We start from the raw sequence: 18923 nt of genomic DNA, 5'->3' as shown, positions 1-18923 counted from the left end.
GAAAAAACCACTATCTTGGCATAGTGGTTTGGACAATTAACCTTTTTGTTTAAATTCGCGAACCTCTTGTTCAGAATCTTGTATTGGTTCAATTCCCCCATCCTCAACTTTTCGGATTACAACATTTGCTAATTTAATAACAACTTCATGGGCAATTGATAATTGCATATGTTCAAATAATTTTGCCGCTTCTTCAACATAAGCATGAATCGGATTAGTTTGTGCATAACTACGTAAATAAATCCCACTTCGTAATTTACTTGCTTGATCAATGTGCTTTGTTCAATATTCATCAAACGAAGAAATAATCGCATTTCGTTCAATTTGGTTCATCACATCAACAGGAACTTCTTCTGTTCGCGCACGATAAAAGCCATTCATTTTTTCAGCAAGATATTTTGCAACTTCCTCTCGCGTCATTTTTTCCATTACTGTTTTATCTAACACATTATTTGCAACAACTTTATCATTAACACCTTTAATTAATTCATCATAATGAATAAATCACTCACCATGTGATTGATTTCCAAACATTTTTGTTAAATCATATGCTGCTGAATACTGCATCTTTTTAATAATTGGTTTTAAATCAGTAGCTGTTAAGATTTGATCACGACGAGCATACATTGCTTCACGGTGTTGTGCTAAAACATTATCATAATCTAAAATGTGTTTTCGTTGATCAAAATTCATTCCTTCAACTTTTTTTTGTGCATTTGAAATTGCTCTTGTTAACATTCGTGATTGGATAAAGTCTGATCCTAATCTTGCAAAAATGCGGCGTAGGCGATCACCACCAAAACGCATCATTAACTCATCATCCATTGCAACATAAAAACGCGAAAATCCGGGATCACCTTGTCGTCCTGAACGTCCTCGTAACTGATTATCAATCCGACGAGCTTCATTTCGTTCAACACCAAACACGGCCAAGCCACCAAGTTCTGTTACTCCTGCACCTAATTTAATGTCCGTTCCCCGACCAGCCATATTTGTTGCTAAGGTAATTACCCCCTTTTCTCCAGCTTCCGCAATAATATCCGCTTCTCGTTCATGGTTCTTAGCATTTAACATTTCAAATTTTAAATTAGCATTTCGTAAATAATGCGAAACAATTTCTGATGATTCAACCGAAGTTGTCCCAATTAGAATTGGTTGTCCTTTTTCATGTAAAGTCAGAATTTCTTTTATCATTGCTTGCATTTTTGCATCACGATTTGCAAACATATAGTCTGCTTCATCACGACGAATTAGGGGGCGATTAGTTGGAATCTGAATTACTCGCATATTATAAATTTTAACAAACTCTTCTTCTTCTGTTTTTGCCGTTCCGGTCATTCCACTTAATTTATTATATAAACGGAAAAAGTTTTGATAAGTGATTGTTGCCATTGTTACTGTTTCTTGTTCAATTTCAACATATTCTTTTGCTTGTAATGATTGTTGTAAACCATCACTATATGCCCGTCCTGGCATTAACCGTCCAGTAAACTGGTCAATTAAAATAATTTCATTATTTTGAACAACATACTCAACTCCATTTTTAAAAACAAAGTTAGCTTTTAAAGCATTTAAAATTAAATGATATAATTCGGTATTTTTAATATCAAATAATGAATTAATTGAAAAAATCTTTTCTGCTTTTGAAATTCCCTCTGGCGTTAAATACACTTGTTTTGTTTCTAAATCAATTTCAAGATCATTTTTGCGTGCCAATGATTTTGCAAAATGATCAGTTGCTTGATATTGTGGAATTCGATTTTGGCGACCTCCCGAAATAATTAATGGTGTTCTTGATTCGTCAATTAAAATTGAATCAGCCTCATCAATAATAGCATAGTTTAATCCGTGTTGTACTTTATCACTAAAGTTTTTAACCATATTATCACGTAAATAATCAAACCCTAATTCAGCGTTAGTTGTATAAGTAATATCACAACTATAGGCTTTTCTCTTTTCATCTTTATTTCCACTAAGAGTATTTAACCCTACTGTTAAACCTAAAAATGAAAACACTTGACCATTAATATCGTAATCCCGTTTTGATAAATATTCATTAACAGTAACAACATGGACTCCTTTCCCAGTTAAACCATTTAAATATGTTGGCATTAAGGCAGTTAAGGTTTTCCCTTCCCCGGTTTTCATTTCCGCAACATCACCTTCATGTAGAACAATTCCCCCAATTAATTGAACACAATAAGCATGCAAACCTAAAATACGACGCGCTGCTTCCCGCGCCACCGCAAAGGCCTCAACTAAAATGTCATCTAATGTTGCACCTTGTGCTAATTTCTCTTTAAATTCAGCTGTTTTTGCTTTTAATGCTTCATCAGACAATGCTTGCATTGCTCCATCTAAGGCTATAATCTTATCTGCTATTTTTCCATGTTTTTTTACAATATTACGGTCGCTAACTGCCATGTAACTATCTCCTCTATTCTACACAATTATAAACAATCATTTTTATTATATCATAAAAAATAATGTTCGCATAATTATTGCACAATGTTAATTAACGATAATTCTTATCCTCTGGTTTTCATGAATAAGAATCTCATAAAATCTCACTTATTAAATAATACTTAACATCTAAAACACCAGGATAATTCTCTAATTCACTAATAAAATTAATCATTTATTTTCCTGACTGAAACCAACATTGAATTGCAAAGTCTTGGTCATGTCAATGACGTGATAAGTATGAAACATAAACTTTATTATGTAATAATTCTTGTAAAACTTTAATATCAACATCATGCTCAATTTTAAAAAAAAATATCAACAAAATTAACATAACCAAAAGCATTTGGGTTAACAATACAAATAGGTTTAATAATATTTTGCCCCATTAACTTATTAATTCGCATACGAATTGTTTTTTCAGAAATATTAATTGTTTTACTAATTTTGCGTACTGAAATGCGACTATCTTTTTGCAACTGCCCAATAATATCCCGATCTATTTCATCCAATCTAATCATACTATTACCTCTCAATTTTAATTAAAAAAACAAAATAACCTGATTTCATTCCAATAGGTCCTTATTTTAACCATTATTTTATAATTAAAATGTTAATGCTACTGATTAAAATCCTTTAATGTCCTTTTTTATGCCTTAATATTAACTTATTTCCGAAAAAAAATCCATTTTTTTCCTAATTAATTATAAAATAATTAGAATCTTAATTTGTAAAATGTTGCGAGAAAAATATAATAAAAGCAAAGAGAGGAGAATTACAATGAATCAATTACGACATTTTATTGATACACAAGATTTTAGTAAGAATGAAATCTTGGATTTATTAACGCTAATGAAAAAACTAAAAACTGCTCGTTATAATGGTGCAATTCCACCCTTATTACAAAATAAAACATTAGCAATGATTTTTGAAGAACCTCCAACAAGAACAAGGGTTTCTTTTGAAGCAGCAATGACATTATTGGGCGGACATGCACAATATTTAAAACCTGGAGAAATTCATCTTGGCCAAAAAGAGTCTCTTTATGACACAATTAAAGTTTTATCACATATATATGACTGATGGAATTTTAATTCGGGCTTGAAAACACGAAACAGTAACGGCAATTGCCAAAAATGCTGATGTTCCTGTTTTTAACGGCCTAAGTGATTATAATCATCCGACACAAGCCTTATGTGATTTATTTACGATCTTAGAACACACTGACCCAACCTTGTATTTGAATAATGACTTTAGCAAATTAAAAATTGTTTTTATTGGTGATCGAACTAATGTTTGTAGTTCGTTAATGCACATTACGACAAAAATGGGAATGAACTTTGTTCATATTGCCCCGAAAAAATATCAATCACCACCAGAGTGAATTGATATTGCCAAAGCAAACATTAAAGAAAACAATAGCGGTAGTATTTTAATTACGGAAGATTTAAATTATGTTAAAGATGCCAATATTATTTATACTGATTTATGATGATGAGTTGACCAAGAAGATGAAGCAGACGAACGTGTAAAAGCCTTTAAACCAACTTATCAAATTACTAATTCCCTAATGGCAAAAGCGGGACCACAAGCAAGATTTATGCACTGTTTGCCAGCTTCACGAAACATTGAAGTTATGGATGAAGTTATTGATGGAACTCAATCAATTGTTTTTCAACAAGCTGAAAACCGTTTAACTGCCCAACTGGCCTTGTTAGTTTACTTTATCTATCAATGCCTCGATATTGCCACAGAATATACAAAAATTTATCATAGCGGTGATATTACTAGTTGATTATATAATATTCAGCGTCCGTGAAAACAACGTTATACTTTTAATCATAAAGAATAATCTTTATGAAAACAAAGAAATTAAAAATAACTGATATTATCCTTTTTACCTTTAGTGCCATTTTTGTCCTTGACTCATTTGCTGCTGCTGCAAAAATTGGATGATCATCAATTATTTATTGATTTTTACTCGCAATCTTTTATTTTCTTCCGTATGGTTTTATTAGTGCTGAATTAAGTTCTACCTTTGGTGCTGAAGGTGGAATGTATGTTTGAGTGAAAAAAGCGTTTGGACGAAAATGAGCTGCACGAACAAATTGGTTATATTGAATTAACGTTGGACTATGAATGCCATCTGTTTACTTAGCTTTTTCAAGTACCTTATCATTTGCCTTTTTAATAATACGCTAAACTTTTGAATTCAAATTGGAATTGCCTTATTGCTAACTTGAATTACAATCGTATTAAATTTTATTCGGTTAGAGAAACTAAAATCAATTCCAAATTTAACATCAGTCACAAAATTAATTGTAACTGTTGCCTTAATTGCGGGTGCAATTTACTGATTAGCAAATGGGCATCCAGTTTCAACTCCAATTAATGATGCAAAATTTGGTTTTTTACCTTCCTGATCAACAGGTGTTATCTTTCTGCCGGTTATTATTTATAATTTTTCTGGCTTTGAATTACAAAGTAATGCTACTGATGAAATTGATAATCCCCGAAAAACAATTCCAAAAAGTATTTTAATTAGTGTAATTATTATCATTATTTGTTATTTAATTGGAACCGCCGCTGTTAACATTATTGTTAATGTTAACCACCTTGATGAAGCAAATGGAATTATCCAATCAATTGGTGCTGCTTTTAAAGCACCCTGAATTACAATGATTGTTGCTATTTTTATCTTGTTTACTTTCTTTGGAACAATGATTACTTGAACATCTGGCGCAAACTTAGCAATTAAAGAAGCGGCTGAAGACGGTGAATTTCCAAGCATCTTTGCTTCTAAATTAAAAAATGATACACCATTATGAGCATCAATTATTACCGGTATTATTTCAACTATTGTTATTTTAATTGGCGGAGCAATGCTATCAGTAACACCAAATGTTGCAAACCTATTTTGAACCTTATATGCTTTTTCATCGCTGATGTTTTTAGCCCCTTACTTTTTAATCTTTCCTGCCTATATTAAATTACTGCTTAGCAAGCCTAATATTGAACGGCCATTTAAAATTAAAGGACCCCTATGAGTTCAATGAATTATTGTTTTACTTCCAACCATTATTATTATTTTTTCTGTTATTTTGTTTATTTTTGGTAGTATTATTGTTAAGAATGACACCTGAGCTTTCAATGGTGGCGGGCAACACGTTACCTTTTGTATTGTTTGGAGCATTATCGTCATTATTGTTGGAGAAATCTTAATTAGTTACAACAAATGAAAACATAAAAAAGGAGGAACACAACAACATGAATAAGTTATTAAAAACAATATCGCAAGATGATGAATATTATATGCCCGGAGAATTCGAACCACACCAAGGCTGTTGAATGGTTTTCCCGGAACGAATTGATAATTGACGAAAAAATGCTGAACCCGCACAAATTGTATATGCAAAAGTTGCTAATACAATTAATAAATATGAGCCTGTAACAATGATTACTTCGCCACGAACAAAAGAAATTGCCAAAAAATTATTGGATCCAACCATTAAAATTTTAATCTTCGAAAACGACGATGCCTGAATGCGTGATATTGGTCCAACCTTTTTAAAAAAAGTGGTAATGTCTATGCTGTTGATTGAGTATTTAATGCGTGAGGAGGTTTAAATGGTGGCTTATACTTTCCATGGGATAATGATGATAAAATTGCCGCTGAAGTATGTGCTTATTTAAACATTGATCGTTATCGTACTTCGTTTGTTTTAGAAGGAGGTAGTATTTATGTTGATGGTGAAGGAACCTTATATACGACAGAAGAATGTTTATTAAATCCTAATCGTAATCCAGATTTATCAAAAGCAGAAATTGAAGCAGCTTTAAAAAAATACTTAAATATTAAAAAAGTAATTTGATTACCCTACGGAATTTTCAATGATGAAACAAGTGGCCATATTGATAATATGTGCTGTGTTGTTAAACCAGGAACCGTTCTCTTGGCCTGAACTGATTATCAAAATGATCCCCAATATGAACGTAGTCTTGATGCCCTCAAAGTGCTAGAAACAACAACTGATGCAATGGGTCGTAAAATTAAAGTAATTAAATTGCCAATTCCAACACCAATGTATACAACAAGAGAAGATACTAGTGATATTGTTGACAAAGAACATGTTAAAGCACGATTAGAAAATACCCGCTTAGCTGGTAGTTATGTTAATTTCTACATCACTAATGGTGCAATCATTTTACCAATCTTTAATTTAGCAACCGATCAACAAGCAATTGATATTATTAGTACTGCTTTCCCACATCATAAGATTGAAACAATTTATGCTTATGAAATTTTATTGGGTGGTGGAAACATTCACTGTATTACACAACAACAACTTTAACAAAGAAAAAAACGACAACATTGTCGTTTTTTATGTCCTATTTATTTTGAACAGCTTCAATTCCCGGTAACGGTTTACCTTCCATATATTCTAGGCTTGACCCACCACCAGTTGAAATATGGGTGAATTTATCTTTATAACCCAACTGAATTGCAGCAGCCGCTGAATCACCACCACCAATTAGGGTAAGGGCATCTTTTAATTCGGCAATTGATTCACAAACAGCTTTTGTTCCAATACTATAGTTACTAAATTCGAACACTCCCATTGGTCCGTTTCAAGCAACTGTTTTAGCACCAGCTAACTCTTTTTTAAAAAACTCAATTGTTTTTGGCCCAATATCTAAGCCCATATAACCTTCATCAATCTCAACTCCGTTAGTAACTTTTGCTGGAACATCAGCAAATTCTGGTGCTTCTAACGCATCAATTGGTAAAATAATTTTCCCATTAGCTTTTGCTAAAAACTCTTTTGCAATATCAATTTTATCAGCTTCTAATAATGAATTTCCAATGTTATGACCTTGGGCGGCAAAAAAAGTATATGCCATTCCCCCACCAATTAAAATCTTATCCGCTTTTGTTAATAAATGTTCAATTACACCAATTTTATCTGAAACTTTAGCCCCACCAATAATTGCAACAAATGGTTTAACTGGATTATCAACTCCTTGTGATAACATTTTTACTTCTTTTTCAACTAGAAATCCCAAGCATGATTCCTTAATATTTGAAGCAATCCCGACATTTGAAGCATGAGCACGATGCGCTGTTCCAAAAGCATCATTAACAAAAACATCACCTAAACTCGCTCAATATTTTCCTAATGCTGCATCATTTTTACTTTCACGTTTTGCAGTTGCATTGCCATTATCATCAACACTAACTTGCCCATCTTTATCAAGAATGTCAGCAAATCTGGTATTTTGAAATAAAATAACATCTTGTTCTTGCATTTCATTAATTGCTGCTTCTAATTCTTTTCCTTCAAAAGCATCAACAAATTTAACTGGTTGTCCTAACTTTTGTTCCAAAACTTTAGCAACCGGCGCCATATCACGTTTTTCTAAATCAGCTACTGTTTTTACTTTTCCCAAATGTGAAAATAAAATAACTTTTGCCTGATGCTCTAGCAAATATTTAATTGTTGGTAATGCTGCTGTGATTCGATTATCATTTGTTACTTGCCCATCTTTCATTGGCACATTAAAATCAACTCTAACTAAAACTTTTTTCCCATTAACTTGAACATCTTTTAATTCTTTTTTATTCATAATAACTACTTTCTCACTTTCTTTTGTGCTTTATCTAATATATATCTTATCGTAAATTTTTCCTTTTAACAGCAATTATCAAGATATTCTAAGGCAAATTGCGCTGCTTTTGCCCCGTCACTAACAGCTGTTGCAATTTGACGCAATGTTGTATTCGTCACATCACCAGTTGCATATAACCCCGGCACTTTTGTTAAACATTTATTATCAACAATAAAGTATCCATTTTCATCTAAGACATCTAAATTTTTTGCAAAATCACTAATTGGAATTGCACCAATATATGGAAAGACTGCGCTAACTTCTAATTCTGTTATTTCATCAGTTTTAACATTTTTGACAACAATTGCTGTTACCCGATTTGCATCAACATCTTTAATTTCTGTTACAATGCTATCAACAATAAAATCAATTTTAGGGTTAGCCTTTGCTTTATTAACAATGTTCATATCCGCACGGAATTGGTCACGACGATGAATCAAATAAACTTTATTAACAAACCGTGCTAAATACATTGCTTCTTCAATTGCAGCATAACCACCACCAACAACAACGACATCTTTTCTTCGATATAAAGCACCATCACAAACAGCACAGTACGAAACACCACGACTATTTAATTCAATTTCCCCAGGAATTCCCAATTTTCGTTCAACAGTTCCAGTTGCCACAATTACTACTTTTGCAAATAATTTTTTACCCGATAATAAATCTAATTCAAATAAATTATCTTTTTTAGTAATATTTGTTACGCGTTCTGCTAAATAGGGAATATTTAATTTTTGGGTTTGTTCAAACATTTTTAATGCTAAATCTGGGCCTTGAATACTATCAAACCCCGGATAATTTTCAATTTCACTGGTTTTTGTTATTTTTCCTCCTGGAGCCCCTTTTTCAATCATTGCAATCTTGGCCATTGCCCGTGCCCCATAAATTGCAGCAGTTATCCCCCCTGGTCCTGCACCAATGATTAATATATCATATATTTCATTAGTATTGTTTTTCATACAATCATCCGCCTTTTCTTCATTTCATAACAGCTATTCAATGTGCAAATAATATTAAAATTAAACCAATCCCAATCATTAAACTAAGAATAACATAATCAAGGATCCGCATATTTTTAATAAATAAATCATGATCATCACGTTGTGTTTCTAAAATTATCCGAATAATATTATAACCAGCAAGGTACATTCCTGTTTGGATCCCACAACGGAAAATCTTTAATCGATGGGGATTTTCTACTTTTTCTAACTCTCGTTTATCAGCTTTTAAAATTTGTTTTAAAAGTGCACCGTGATATTTAAAGTAAGTTTTCATTACTTGTTTTTTTGTCATTTTATGTTTATTTTTAAAATAAACTTTTTTTAAATTTACCTCCTGTGATAGGTTATTGACTATCATTGGGTCAGGTTTAATATCATAATATCATTTTGCTCAAATCCCTTTTCACGATAGTTTCGTAAAATCGGGTTCTTCTTTTTTAAACCGTCAATAATAACTATAACGAAATATTAATGGTAATGCAATCACAATTAAAATTCATAATAAAATATTGGCAAATGATTCATATAAAAAAATTGGTTGAAAATATTGCACATTATTAAAATCAGTTGGATCAACAGGACCACCACCAATTCCGACCGCTTGTGTTGGGTGAAAATTATTTGGTATTGGATCAGGAACATATCATTTAAACAAATTGTCGCGAATAAAACTTGGTAGTCACATTAATTGCTCTCGTGCAACAGCTGCTCCCAATAACTCATGATTAAAAAAATTACCTCAACGCCCAATTGCTTGTGCTAATAAAATATTTGGAACAATTGAATCAGCATAAACTCAAATGGAAATATTATGTTTCCGTGATTCAAATCCAAATCAAATTCACCCGGTTATTAAACCAAAAATTAAACCACCATGAATACTCATTCCTGGTTGTCAAAACGAAAATAACGTAAAAAAGAAAATTGGATTCTTAGCATCGTATTTTCCAAAAAAACTAGCTCCTAATAAAGCAATTGGTGAAATAACAAAGATTCCTAAATATAATCCTTGGGTGGGAATATGGCGTTTACAAAAATTAACTCATGACAAAATAATTGTAATTGCAAAACCACAAAAAATTAAAAATCAATATGGTCGAAATCAATTCCCATAAGTATCATAGGCAATTCATATTCCTAAATTCACCAGCCCTACTCCTTTTTCTATTTTGAATATTTTTTAAAACGATCTTGTAATGTTTTCATTGAAGAGATACCAGCTGCTCCTAATTTTAATTTTGAAACAGCTGTTTCAACTAATTCACTAACATTTCGTCCATACGTAACGGGAATTGTTACAATTGGAACTTGTGTATCTAAAATTTTAATATATTTATATTCTGAGCCAAGACGGTCGATTGATTTATATTGCTCATCCTCAAGATGAATCAATTCAATTACTAAATCAATTGTTGTTTCATCTAATAAAACTTGTAAGCCATAAATTTTGCTTAAATCTAAAATCCCTAAACCACGAACCTCAATTAAATTTTTTAACATTTCATGTGATTGCCCATACAACTTATTATTTCGTTGTTGAATAATAATCCGATCATCACCAACAAATAAATGATTTTTTTTAACTAATTCTAATGTCATCTCAGATTTTCCGATGCCAGATTTTCCTTTTAATAAAATTCCTTTCCCAAAAATATTAATTAATGACGCATGTTCTTCCACTATTGGAGCAAATTGTTCATCAAAAAATTCTAGGACAACTTGATACAAACGACTTGTGGTAATATTTTTTGCTAAAACAACCGGACAATCATGCTTGTCGGCAATTGTTAATAATACTTTATCCGTAAACTTTTCTGTCAAAATAATCATTGGAATGTTTTCATTTAAAATATATTCATAACGTTCTTTTTTTATCTCATCAGTTAATGTATTAACAAATAATTGCTCTTTATTTGATAATAAAACTACCCGACGGTTACTATTATTTTTTTCAAAATCAAATCCTGCTAACTCTAACCCCGGACGATTAAGACCATAAACTTTAACTTCACGGTTAAGTCCTTTTGCTCCTGCTAAAACTTCATATTCAAATCTATCAACAATATCTTTTACAATAAACTTTTCCACCCTAAGTTCCTCCTCATAGTTTAATACTATCACAAATTTTTATTCTGCTTCAATTTCAATAATAATATCGCGTAATTCTGCTGCTCGTTCAAAGTCAAGTTTCTCACTGGCTTCATACATTTCTTTTCGCAAATCGTTAAGCAATGCTTCTTTTGCTGTTTTATATTCTTTTGATTTTTTATTTTTAATTTTTTGTAATTTATCATCCTGACTTTTAATATTAGTATAATCACGAATGCTTTTAATAATTGTCGTTGGTGTAATATGATATTTTTGATTATACTCGTCTTGAATTCGACGACGACGTGCTGTTTCTGCCATTGCTTTTTCCATTGCATCAGAAACATTATCTGCATATAAAATAACATGCCCACTAGCATTTCGTGCTGCGCGTCCAATTGTTTGAATTAAACTACGTTCATTACGTAAGAAACCTTGTTTATCAGCATCTAAAATACAAATTAGTGATACTTCTGGGATATCAATTCCTTCCCGAATCAAGTTAACACCAACAATACAATCATAAACACCCTTTCGTAAGTCTAATAAAATTTGACTCCGTTCTAATGTTTTTAATTCACTATGTAAATAAGCAACTTTAACATTTTGTTCTTGTAAATAACTTGTTAAATCTTCTGACATTCGAATTGTTAAAGTTGTAATAAATACCCGTTCATTTTTTTCACGGCGACTTTTAACTTGGGCAATAATATCATTGATTTGCCCAACTGTTCCTTTTACCTCAACAGTTGGGTCTAATAAACCAGTTGGTCGAATAATTTGTTCAACTACTTTTTGATTAACTAATGCTAATTCATAATCACTTGGTGTTGCCGAAACATAAATAACATTCTTTAATTTTTGATTAAATTCATCAAAATTTAGCGGGCGATTATCTAGCGCACTTTTTAATCGAAACCCATAATTAACTAGTGTTTCTTTCCGACTGCGATCAGTATTATACATTGCCCGAATTTGGGGTAATGACATATGTGATTCATCAATAATTGTTAAAAAATCATCACCAAAAAAATCAATTAAAGTATATGGAGCTTCCCCTTCACTTCGTAAATCTAAATGCCGTGAGTAATTTTCAATCCCAGAACAAATTCCACTTTCTCGTAACGAATCTAAATCATATTCTGTCCGTTGTTTTAATCGTTGTGTTTCAACAATTTTTCCTTCCTGTTCTAATTCTGCTAGGCGAACTTTTAATTCTGCTTCAATCCGTTTGATTGCTTCTGCTAATCGTTCTGGTGAAGTAATATAATCTTGTGCCGGAAAAATTGTTAAGGTTGATAACCGTTGTGTTACATCACCAGTTAACCCATCAATATATGCTAAGTCTTCAATCTCATCACCAAATAAATCAATCCGAATAAAAGTTTTAATATTTCATCCCGGAACAATTTTAATGACATCTCCTTTTGCACTGAAACTACCTGGAATTAATTCAATATCATTTCGGACATATCCTGAAGATACTAAAAAATTTGCTAACGCTTTTTTACTAATTTTCTGGTTACGATCAACTTGAAAAAAAGATTTTTTATATTCGTTGGGATCTTGGGCACCATAAATTGCAGCAACTGAAGCAACAACAATTACATCCTTACGCGTTGTTAAAGCATTAAAAGCACTTAGACGCATCATATCTAATTCCATATTTTGACGAGCATCCTTGTCAACATATAAATCCTTGCTAGGAACATATGCTTCTGGTTGATAAAAGTCAAAGTTTGAAACAAAATATTCCACCCGATTTTCCGGAAACATTTCTTTTAATTCAACATATAATTGCATTGCCAATGTTTTGTTATGAGCCATTACTAATGTTGGTTTTTGATAATTTTCAATAACATTTGCCATCGTAAAGGTTTTTCCAGTCCCAGTCGCCCCCAGTAAAACTTGATGCTTTTTACTCGCAAATAAATTTGTTGTTAATTGTTCAATTGCTAATGGTTGGTCACCAGCTGGCAAATAATTAGCGATTAGTTTAAACATTATGACACCCCCCTTATACTGCTCTCTTTTTATTCTACTTTAATTATATCAATCTTCGCTTTAAATATTTTAAAAATAAAAAAAGTAAAATTAATTTTACTTTTTATCCATTCGTAATGTTGGCAACTGGAATATCAACTCCTGCTCAATAAATATCAATTGTTTCATTAGTTGTAAATTTCATAACTTGAATATTCATTTTATAAGTTCCTGTAACTTTACCACCAATTGGCGTGATTGTTACAGCATACTTTACTTCAACTAAATTACCAACAGCACTACCACCAGCTGGTCGTGCATCAATTGTTGTATTCAAAGTAACACCATTGCGATATTCTCGTGGCATTCATTTTAAAACCGCTGCTTTAACTGCTGTTTCTAAGTCATCTTCTTTATAATTACTATTTAAAAATGATGGTGCTGGAATTTTATTTGAAAACTTTGTTAAGTCTAAGTCAACAACTGGTTTATTTAAAACTCCAACTATAATTTCTAATTTTTTATCCACTGTTGTAGCCGCGCTTTTTGCTGACACAATAACTTTATATGGTTTTACTGTTAATGCTTTTGTATCATCAGTTTCATTTTCAACAGTATATTCAATTTCGGTTTTATCAACTGCTGGAGCAACAAATGATTCAACATAATTTTTAACCGCTGCTTTTAAATCGCTAACCTTGTTACCAACAGTTAAATCAACTGAAAAATATTTTGTTGGAATTGTTTCTAAATTAAACTTAAAGTTAGCTTTATCAACAACATCAACTTTAAAATTACCTAATCCCTGAATTGTTTTAGCGTCTTTTTTTGCTTCCAAAGTAAGTTCGTAAGTTCCAACCACTAATTTCCCACCGGCAGTTCCACCGCTTGGTCTTGTTTTAACAACTAATTCAACTTCAGCAGGATCAATTTTAATGTTACTTTCTTTATCTAATTCAGCAATAACAACTTTTGTAATATCTGCTTCACTATCATTGGTTGTGAAAAAATCTTTTTTAAGTCACCCAAAATCAACAGCACTTAAATTAGGTAACATTGAATAACCATACTCATGAATTTTTGCTTTGCCACTAATTTGGTAGTAACCCATCAACATTTTTTTGCAGCAGGACTAACTTTTGCTTTTTTATACATTGCATCATCAATAAAATCTGATGTTGGCACCAAACTTTGTGCGGTCTGAAATAATGTTCCGTTTTTATTGGGCATAATTCTCGCAACAGCACCATTAACTCCCGAAGGTTTATCCTTACTATTTCCTAATAAAGTAACAGTATATAACACCACCGCTAGTGAATTAACGGCTGTTGTTCCTTGGTCATTGTTTGTTCATGGATTTAATGAAGGATCCTCTAACGAAGGATAACGCTCTCATTGGTTCTGTAAAATATCTTGATAATTATAATAAAACTTATTGTCAGCAGCAGAAGTACCTTTAATATATAAAACATTATACATTAAAAAGTTATTAACAGCATTGATAACTGCTGGTGCCGCTGTCTTCGCAACTTGATTATTACCAGGAAAATCACCAAGATTGTTTGTCTTGCAACCAACAACATTAACTCCAACTGCTGCTGACAATGAAAAAATTGTTAGTAATGATAATAATTTTTTCATTTATTGGTCCTCCTTAATCAATTGAATTTCGTTCCATTTTTTTAATTTGTCTTTTACTTAATTTTGTATAAGAATATTTTTCACTAATATTTGTAAACAATATTTCATTAACTTTTGCCTTGATTTCTTTTTTCTGCTCTTTTGTTAAAATCAATAACACACTTCTTTTATGAGCATACTCTGCTGTACTTTCAACTTGTGTCATTGCTTTATAAATAACACTCATTCGACGTGTTCCATAATGAGCACGAAAGAACCGAATATGTAATGTCGCTAATTTTATAACAATCATAATAATAGCCATTGCTAATAAGACTAAACAGTTTTTAATAATATCTGCTTGATAGTATCATAATTGTCCCGCCCCCGATGCAATTCAATAAATAATATTTCCCATATTATGCATTGCATAAATGAGTAGCATAATATTTGATAATGCATTGTAGAATGGATTTGACATAAATGATGGGAATAAAATTCATCCACAAGCAAAATTAAACATTAGAACAACCATATTTAATACCCGTGAAGAAACTTCATCAGGAATGGATAACCATATACCACCAACAATAAAGGTAAAGATAAACCCAACATAAAGTGAGAATAAATATAGTAACCAAAATGTTGATCCTAACTGTCAAAATCCAATTGGCAATAACATTAATAATAAAATTGAGACTTGAATAAACATATTAACTTGTAAAATTAGCATTTTAGATAAATAATGTTGATAAAATCTAGTATTAGGTGTCCGTGACCGGCGATTATAAATAATTGTTGAAGCAAAGATTCCAATGAAAGTTGCAATTAAAATAAATGCTTCTCCTAACCCAATTCCATATTGACTATATTGTTTTCCAACTAAAGTATGTGGCATTTTAAAAATATTTATTAAATTAGAACCTGTTTCAGTAAAGCTTTTTGATGCTGCTGAAAATTCAGTATAATTCATTTCCTTACGATTAAATTTAACTTGATAGGTTATAAGATCAATGTCAAATGCCGGATTTGGTTTTGGATTGTTAATTTGAAATAAGTCATTAACAATTGGCATTAATGAAATTGGTTGAATTCCCGTTAAGAAGCGATAAATTTCATCAGCAATTTTTGAACTAATATAGTTTCCTGAAATTGCAACATCTAAAATATTTTTTAAAGCAATTGCTCTTTTTTGGACTGGGATATAATCACTTAATTTAACTGGGCGTCCAGCAATAACCATTGGTGGAACCAATGATGGATCAATGAATTCAAATAGAAAGCGATTAATATCAGCTTCTTGAATTGTTCGATCATTAGGATTTGTTGAATTTGGTGGATAATAACTAAACATTGTAAACAAAGTTGTAGCCATTAACTGTGGTAAAATTTGAGCACTTAATGCTTTTGTTAAATTTCCATAAAAATTACTAATCATCCCACTTGCAAAATTCTGGCGAAATGTTCCTCAAAAAATAATTCTGTTTTGAACAAATCAACGTAATTCCTTAATAATAATACCATTTAATTCTGTTGCTGGTAAAACATGTGTTGGGTCACCGTCTTTGCAAACATTGTTACTATCAAAACCATCAAAGCAAGCATAATTTGCTTTATTCATGTTGACAATTAATGAAGCTAAATGTTGTGTAAATCCTTGTGGAATTCGGATTTGAACTTAATATTTACTATCTAATTCACTAACATTTTGCCCTGAATAGCGAACATAATCTCCTTCAACTTTTCCAACTTTTAAGTCATAAGTAAAACGATTAGTGTCAGCATTGTAAAAATTTAATTTTGTTACAGCTTCATCAGAAATACTTGTATAATAACCTATTTTCCCAACCATTTTTGCTTGTGAAGTACAATCTGCTTGATTATTAACAGTATAATCAAATGAAATTCCTTCTGCATTTAATAATTAATCAGTCCCATCAGTTGATGGTGGCAAGTTTTTATCATCTTTATAAATCATACAAACATTAGCATCTTGATTAACAATTGCCATTGGTATTCTTCGCAAATTTTGATACGGATTAAAGAAGGCTCAAATATAGAAAAATCCATAAATAAAGGTCATAAAACAACCAACAATTGCGATTACTTTATTAAATGGCTTTTCAACAAAAAAGGCACGTAATTCGTTTTTTAAAATATCACTAAATTTTGGTTTAATATCCGTGTTATTCTTTTTATTTATTTTGTACTCGTCGTTTTTCATCACTAAGCCTCCCAATCTATTCCTTCGCGGTTATCATCATAAACATAATTTGTTTTTAATTTAACTAATTCCGCATTATATTTTGCAAATTTAAATTTATTAGTAATTTTATCTTTTTGCTGTTCAATAATTGAACGTAATTCATCTTCTAGATTTTCAATTTGGTGATTAATATCTTCAATCTTAGTATTAATCTTATGAATTCTAATATTGTATATTTCATCTTTTGTAATTTTCGATAACTTATAATTTTTATCTTTTTCAGCATTTAATTCTTCTAATTGACGTTTTAATTTAGCAATACGGTCTTCAATATGATGATTAACTTGGGTTTTATTTGCCTCTAAATCTTTAATATCATTTGCCAATATTAATAATTTTTCTTGGCAAATTGCAACTATTCTTGATTCTGGTTTTGTTTGTTTTAAATGATTTAAATGTTCTTTTTCTAGATTATATTGAACAATTAATTTATTAATTTTTTTATCACGTGGGTTATCAAAAACTGTTTTCTTTGTATTACTGTTTAACTCATCAATTTTATTTTGAATATATGTTAATTGTTGTCGTAAAGTATATACTTTTCGTAATTTTAGCTTTGAACTATTGTCATTAATTGTTCGTGTTGCAAAATTATATTTGTCTTTTAAATTATCAAATTGTTCACGTAATTTTAGAATACGTTCATAATTTGGATTAGTTTTCAGCATTTCAATTTCTTTTCGTGCTGCCTTAATTTTTTCGCCTAAAGTTTCTAATTTTTCTTTTAATATTTGTGATTTACGAATATCATAACTATCATTTGTAATTTCAGCTTTTTGAACTAAAATAACATATTTTTGCTTAATTATTTCAAAACGGTTTCGATACATTTCAATTATTGCTTCTAATTTTTTAATTCGAACAACAGCAGGATCTTTATACAATGAATTAATTTTATCTTCTAAATCTTTAATTTTTTGTTCACGATGTTTTTCATCAATATATTCTTTAATTAATAAAGCATATTCAACACTTAAATTGTTAATAACACGACGACTTCTAACAAATTCTTTTGTTGCATCAATATTATCCATTGTTTCATAAATTTCTTTTAAGCTAAATGTTCCAAACATTTCAATTCGACGATAAATATATGCCGTTCCTAAACCAATTCCTAAAAAGACTGCTAGGAAAATTAGTAATGCTCCAAAACACCCTAAAATTTCATTGTTATACATGCTAACAATTCCCTCGTTAGATGCAATTCCATAGACAATATTACTCATTCCAAAAATCGTATATTTAAATGGCACAATATAACTAATTGCTTGGAAAAAGCCATTTTGTAAAATAACTGGGAAACTTCCCCCCCCGGCCGTTAAATTAAAGACAGTATAGATAATAGATAAGAATCGCCCGACATTATCATCTGGCATTGAGTACCAGAGCGCCTGGGTTATTGTTGTTAAGACGGTCGCTGTGACAATCATCCACATCAGCATATAAACAATTGGTGATCCTAATTTTCCATAACCAACAGCTAATAATCCTAAGAATAACAATAGCGTTTGGGCATAGGAAGTTATCAACATTGTAAATCATTTTGAAAAATAGTGTTGATATCATTTTGCATTAGGCGTATAACTTTTTTTACGATAAATAAATGTTTGCGTAATAGCTCCAATTCACAATGAAATTGAAATAAAATATAATCCTAATCCATATCCATAAGTTCCAAATTCATAACCTTGGATATGTTTATTAACACTAGTTGATTTTGATACATTATTTAAAAAATATCTTTAATTTTGTCGAAAACTCTTGATGAAATAAAAAAAATCATCAATATGACAATTTGAAAACTAATTTTGTGTAAGATTATGATTTTG

The 18923-nt window shown here is 30.9% G+C and carries 16 protein-coding genes and 2 pseudogenes; 4 read left to right on the top strand and 14 right to left on the bottom strand.

Annotated features, from left to right (window positions below; all coding sequences use genetic code 4):
* Nucleotides 1-36 precede the first annotated feature (36 nt).
* From secA to AACK91_RS06005, 3 genes are all read right to left on the bottom strand, one after another.
* Nucleotides 37-2424: a preprotein translocase subunit SecA gene (gene secA, locus AACK91_RS06015; protein WP_338965134.1), complete on the bottom strand. Its 2388-nt coding sequence runs from the start codon at nucleotides 2422-2424 to the stop codon at nucleotides 37-39.
* Nucleotides 2425-2515: 91 nt separating this feature from the next.
* Entirely contained in the window at nucleotides 2516-2638 is a 123-nt protein-coding gene (locus tag AACK91_RS06010) for a hypothetical protein (RefSeq protein ID WP_338965131.1), read from the bottom strand.
* 130 nt (nucleotides 2639-2768) lie between these two features.
* Nucleotides 2769-2984 (bottom strand): Lrp/AsnC family transcriptional regulator, encoded by a 216-nt coding sequence (locus tag AACK91_RS06005; protein ID WP_338965128.1) that lies wholly within the window; start codon nucleotides 2982-2984, stop codon nucleotides 2769-2771.
* 259 nt (nucleotides 2985-3243) lie between these two features.
* Here AACK91_RS06005 and argF point away from each other — a divergent pair.
* The 4 genes and pseudogenes from argF to aguA all read left to right on the top strand — a co-directional run bounded on the left by argF (nucleotide 3244) and on the right by aguA (nucleotide 6815).
* Nucleotides 3244-4315: pseudogene (gene argF, locus AACK91_RS05995) on the top strand (ornithine carbamoyltransferase).
* Between the two features lie 5 nt (nucleotides 4316-4320).
* Entirely contained in the window at nucleotides 4321-4665 is a 345-nt protein-coding gene (locus AACK91_RS05990; RefSeq protein WP_338965121.1) for an amino acid permease, read from the top strand.
* Nucleotides 4599-5738 (top strand): APC family permease, encoded by a 1140-nt coding sequence (locus AACK91_RS05985; RefSeq protein WP_338965119.1) that lies wholly within the window; start codon nucleotides 4599-4601, stop codon nucleotides 5736-5738. Before AACK91_RS05990 ends, AACK91_RS05985 begins: the two co-directional genes overlap by 67 nt.
* Nucleotides 5731-6815, top strand: a pseudogene (aguA, locus tag AACK91_RS05975) (agmatine deiminase). The gene AACK91_RS05985 and the pseudogene aguA overlap by 8 nt, the downstream one beginning before the upstream one ends.
* Before the next feature lie 37 nt (nucleotides 6816-6852).
* On the opposite strand, the gene AACK91_RS05970 reads toward aguA, so the two are convergent.
* The 11 genes from AACK91_RS05970 to AACK91_RS05920 form a co-directional block, all read right to left on the bottom strand.
* Complete coding sequence (locus tag AACK91_RS05970; RefSeq protein ID WP_338965117.1) at nucleotides 6853-8088, bottom strand: phosphoglycerate kinase; 1236 nt, start codon at nucleotides 8086-8088, stop codon at nucleotides 6853-6855.
* 65 nt (nucleotides 8089-8153) lie between these two features.
* Nucleotides 8154-9095, bottom strand: a complete 942-nt coding sequence (trxB, locus tag AACK91_RS05965) for a thioredoxin-disulfide reductase (RefSeq protein ID WP_338965114.1) — start codon at nucleotides 9093-9095, stop codon at nucleotides 8154-8156.
* On the bottom strand, nucleotides 9079-10284 hold the full coding sequence (locus tag AACK91_RS05960) for a prolipoprotein diacylglyceryl transferase family protein (RefSeq protein WP_338965112.1): 1206 nt from the start codon (nucleotides 10282-10284) through the stop codon (nucleotides 9079-9081). Before AACK91_RS05960 ends, trxB begins: the two co-directional genes overlap by 17 nt.
* A gap of 17 nt (nucleotides 10285-10301) precedes the next feature.
* The gene (gene hprK, locus AACK91_RS05955) at nucleotides 10302-11225 is read right to left on the bottom strand and encodes an HPr(Ser) kinase/phosphatase (protein ID WP_338965110.1); all 924 of its coding nucleotides are present in this window, start codon (nucleotides 11223-11225) and stop codon (nucleotides 10302-10304) included.
* 39 nt (nucleotides 11226-11264) lie between these two features.
* Entirely contained in the window at nucleotides 11265-13229 is a 1965-nt protein-coding gene (gene uvrB / locus AACK91_RS05950; protein WP_338965109.1) for an excinuclease ABC subunit UvrB, read from the bottom strand.
* A 103-nt stretch (nucleotides 13230-13332) separates the two neighbouring features.
* Complete coding sequence (locus AACK91_RS05945; RefSeq protein WP_338965106.1) at nucleotides 13333-14319, bottom strand: hypothetical protein; 987 nt, start codon at nucleotides 14317-14319, stop codon at nucleotides 13333-13335.
* A complete protein-coding gene (locus tag AACK91_RS05940) occupies nucleotides 14250-14849 on the bottom strand; it encodes a hypothetical protein (RefSeq protein ID WP_338965103.1) in 600 nt (199 codons plus the stop codon). The genes AACK91_RS05945 and AACK91_RS05940 overlap by 70 nt, the downstream gene beginning before the upstream one ends.
* Nucleotides 14850-14862: 13 nt before the next feature.
* Entirely contained in the window at nucleotides 14863-16449 is a 1587-nt protein-coding gene (locus AACK91_RS05935) for an ABC transporter (RefSeq protein WP_338965100.1), read from the bottom strand.
* A 57-nt stretch (nucleotides 16450-16506) separates the two neighbouring features.
* Nucleotides 16507-16680 carry a hypothetical protein gene (locus AACK91_RS05930; protein ID WP_338965098.1) on the bottom strand — a complete coding sequence of 58 codons (174 nt, stop codon included), beginning with the start codon at nucleotides 16678-16680 and terminating at the stop codon, nucleotides 16507-16509.
* Nucleotides 16681-16752: 72 nt separating this feature from the next.
* Complete coding sequence (locus AACK91_RS05925) at nucleotides 16753-17055, bottom strand: hypothetical protein (RefSeq protein ID WP_338965095.1); 303 nt, start codon at nucleotides 17053-17055, stop codon at nucleotides 16753-16755.
* A complete protein-coding gene (locus tag AACK91_RS05920) occupies nucleotides 17055-18725 on the bottom strand; it encodes a hypothetical protein (protein ID WP_338965092.1) in 1671 nt (556 codons plus the stop codon). Before AACK91_RS05920 ends, AACK91_RS05925 begins: the two co-directional genes overlap by 1 nt.
* Nucleotides 18726-18923 lie beyond the last annotated feature (198 nt).

This window comes from Spiroplasma endosymbiont of Sarcophaga carnaria, assembly GCF_964019595.1.
Lineage (GTDB): Bacteria > Bacillota_I > Bacilli_A > Mycoplasmatales > Mycoplasmataceae > Spiroplasma > Spiroplasma poulsonii.
The sequence above is the reverse complement of the archived record's forward strand: the minus strand, read 5'-3'. Positions and strand labels throughout refer to the sequence as shown.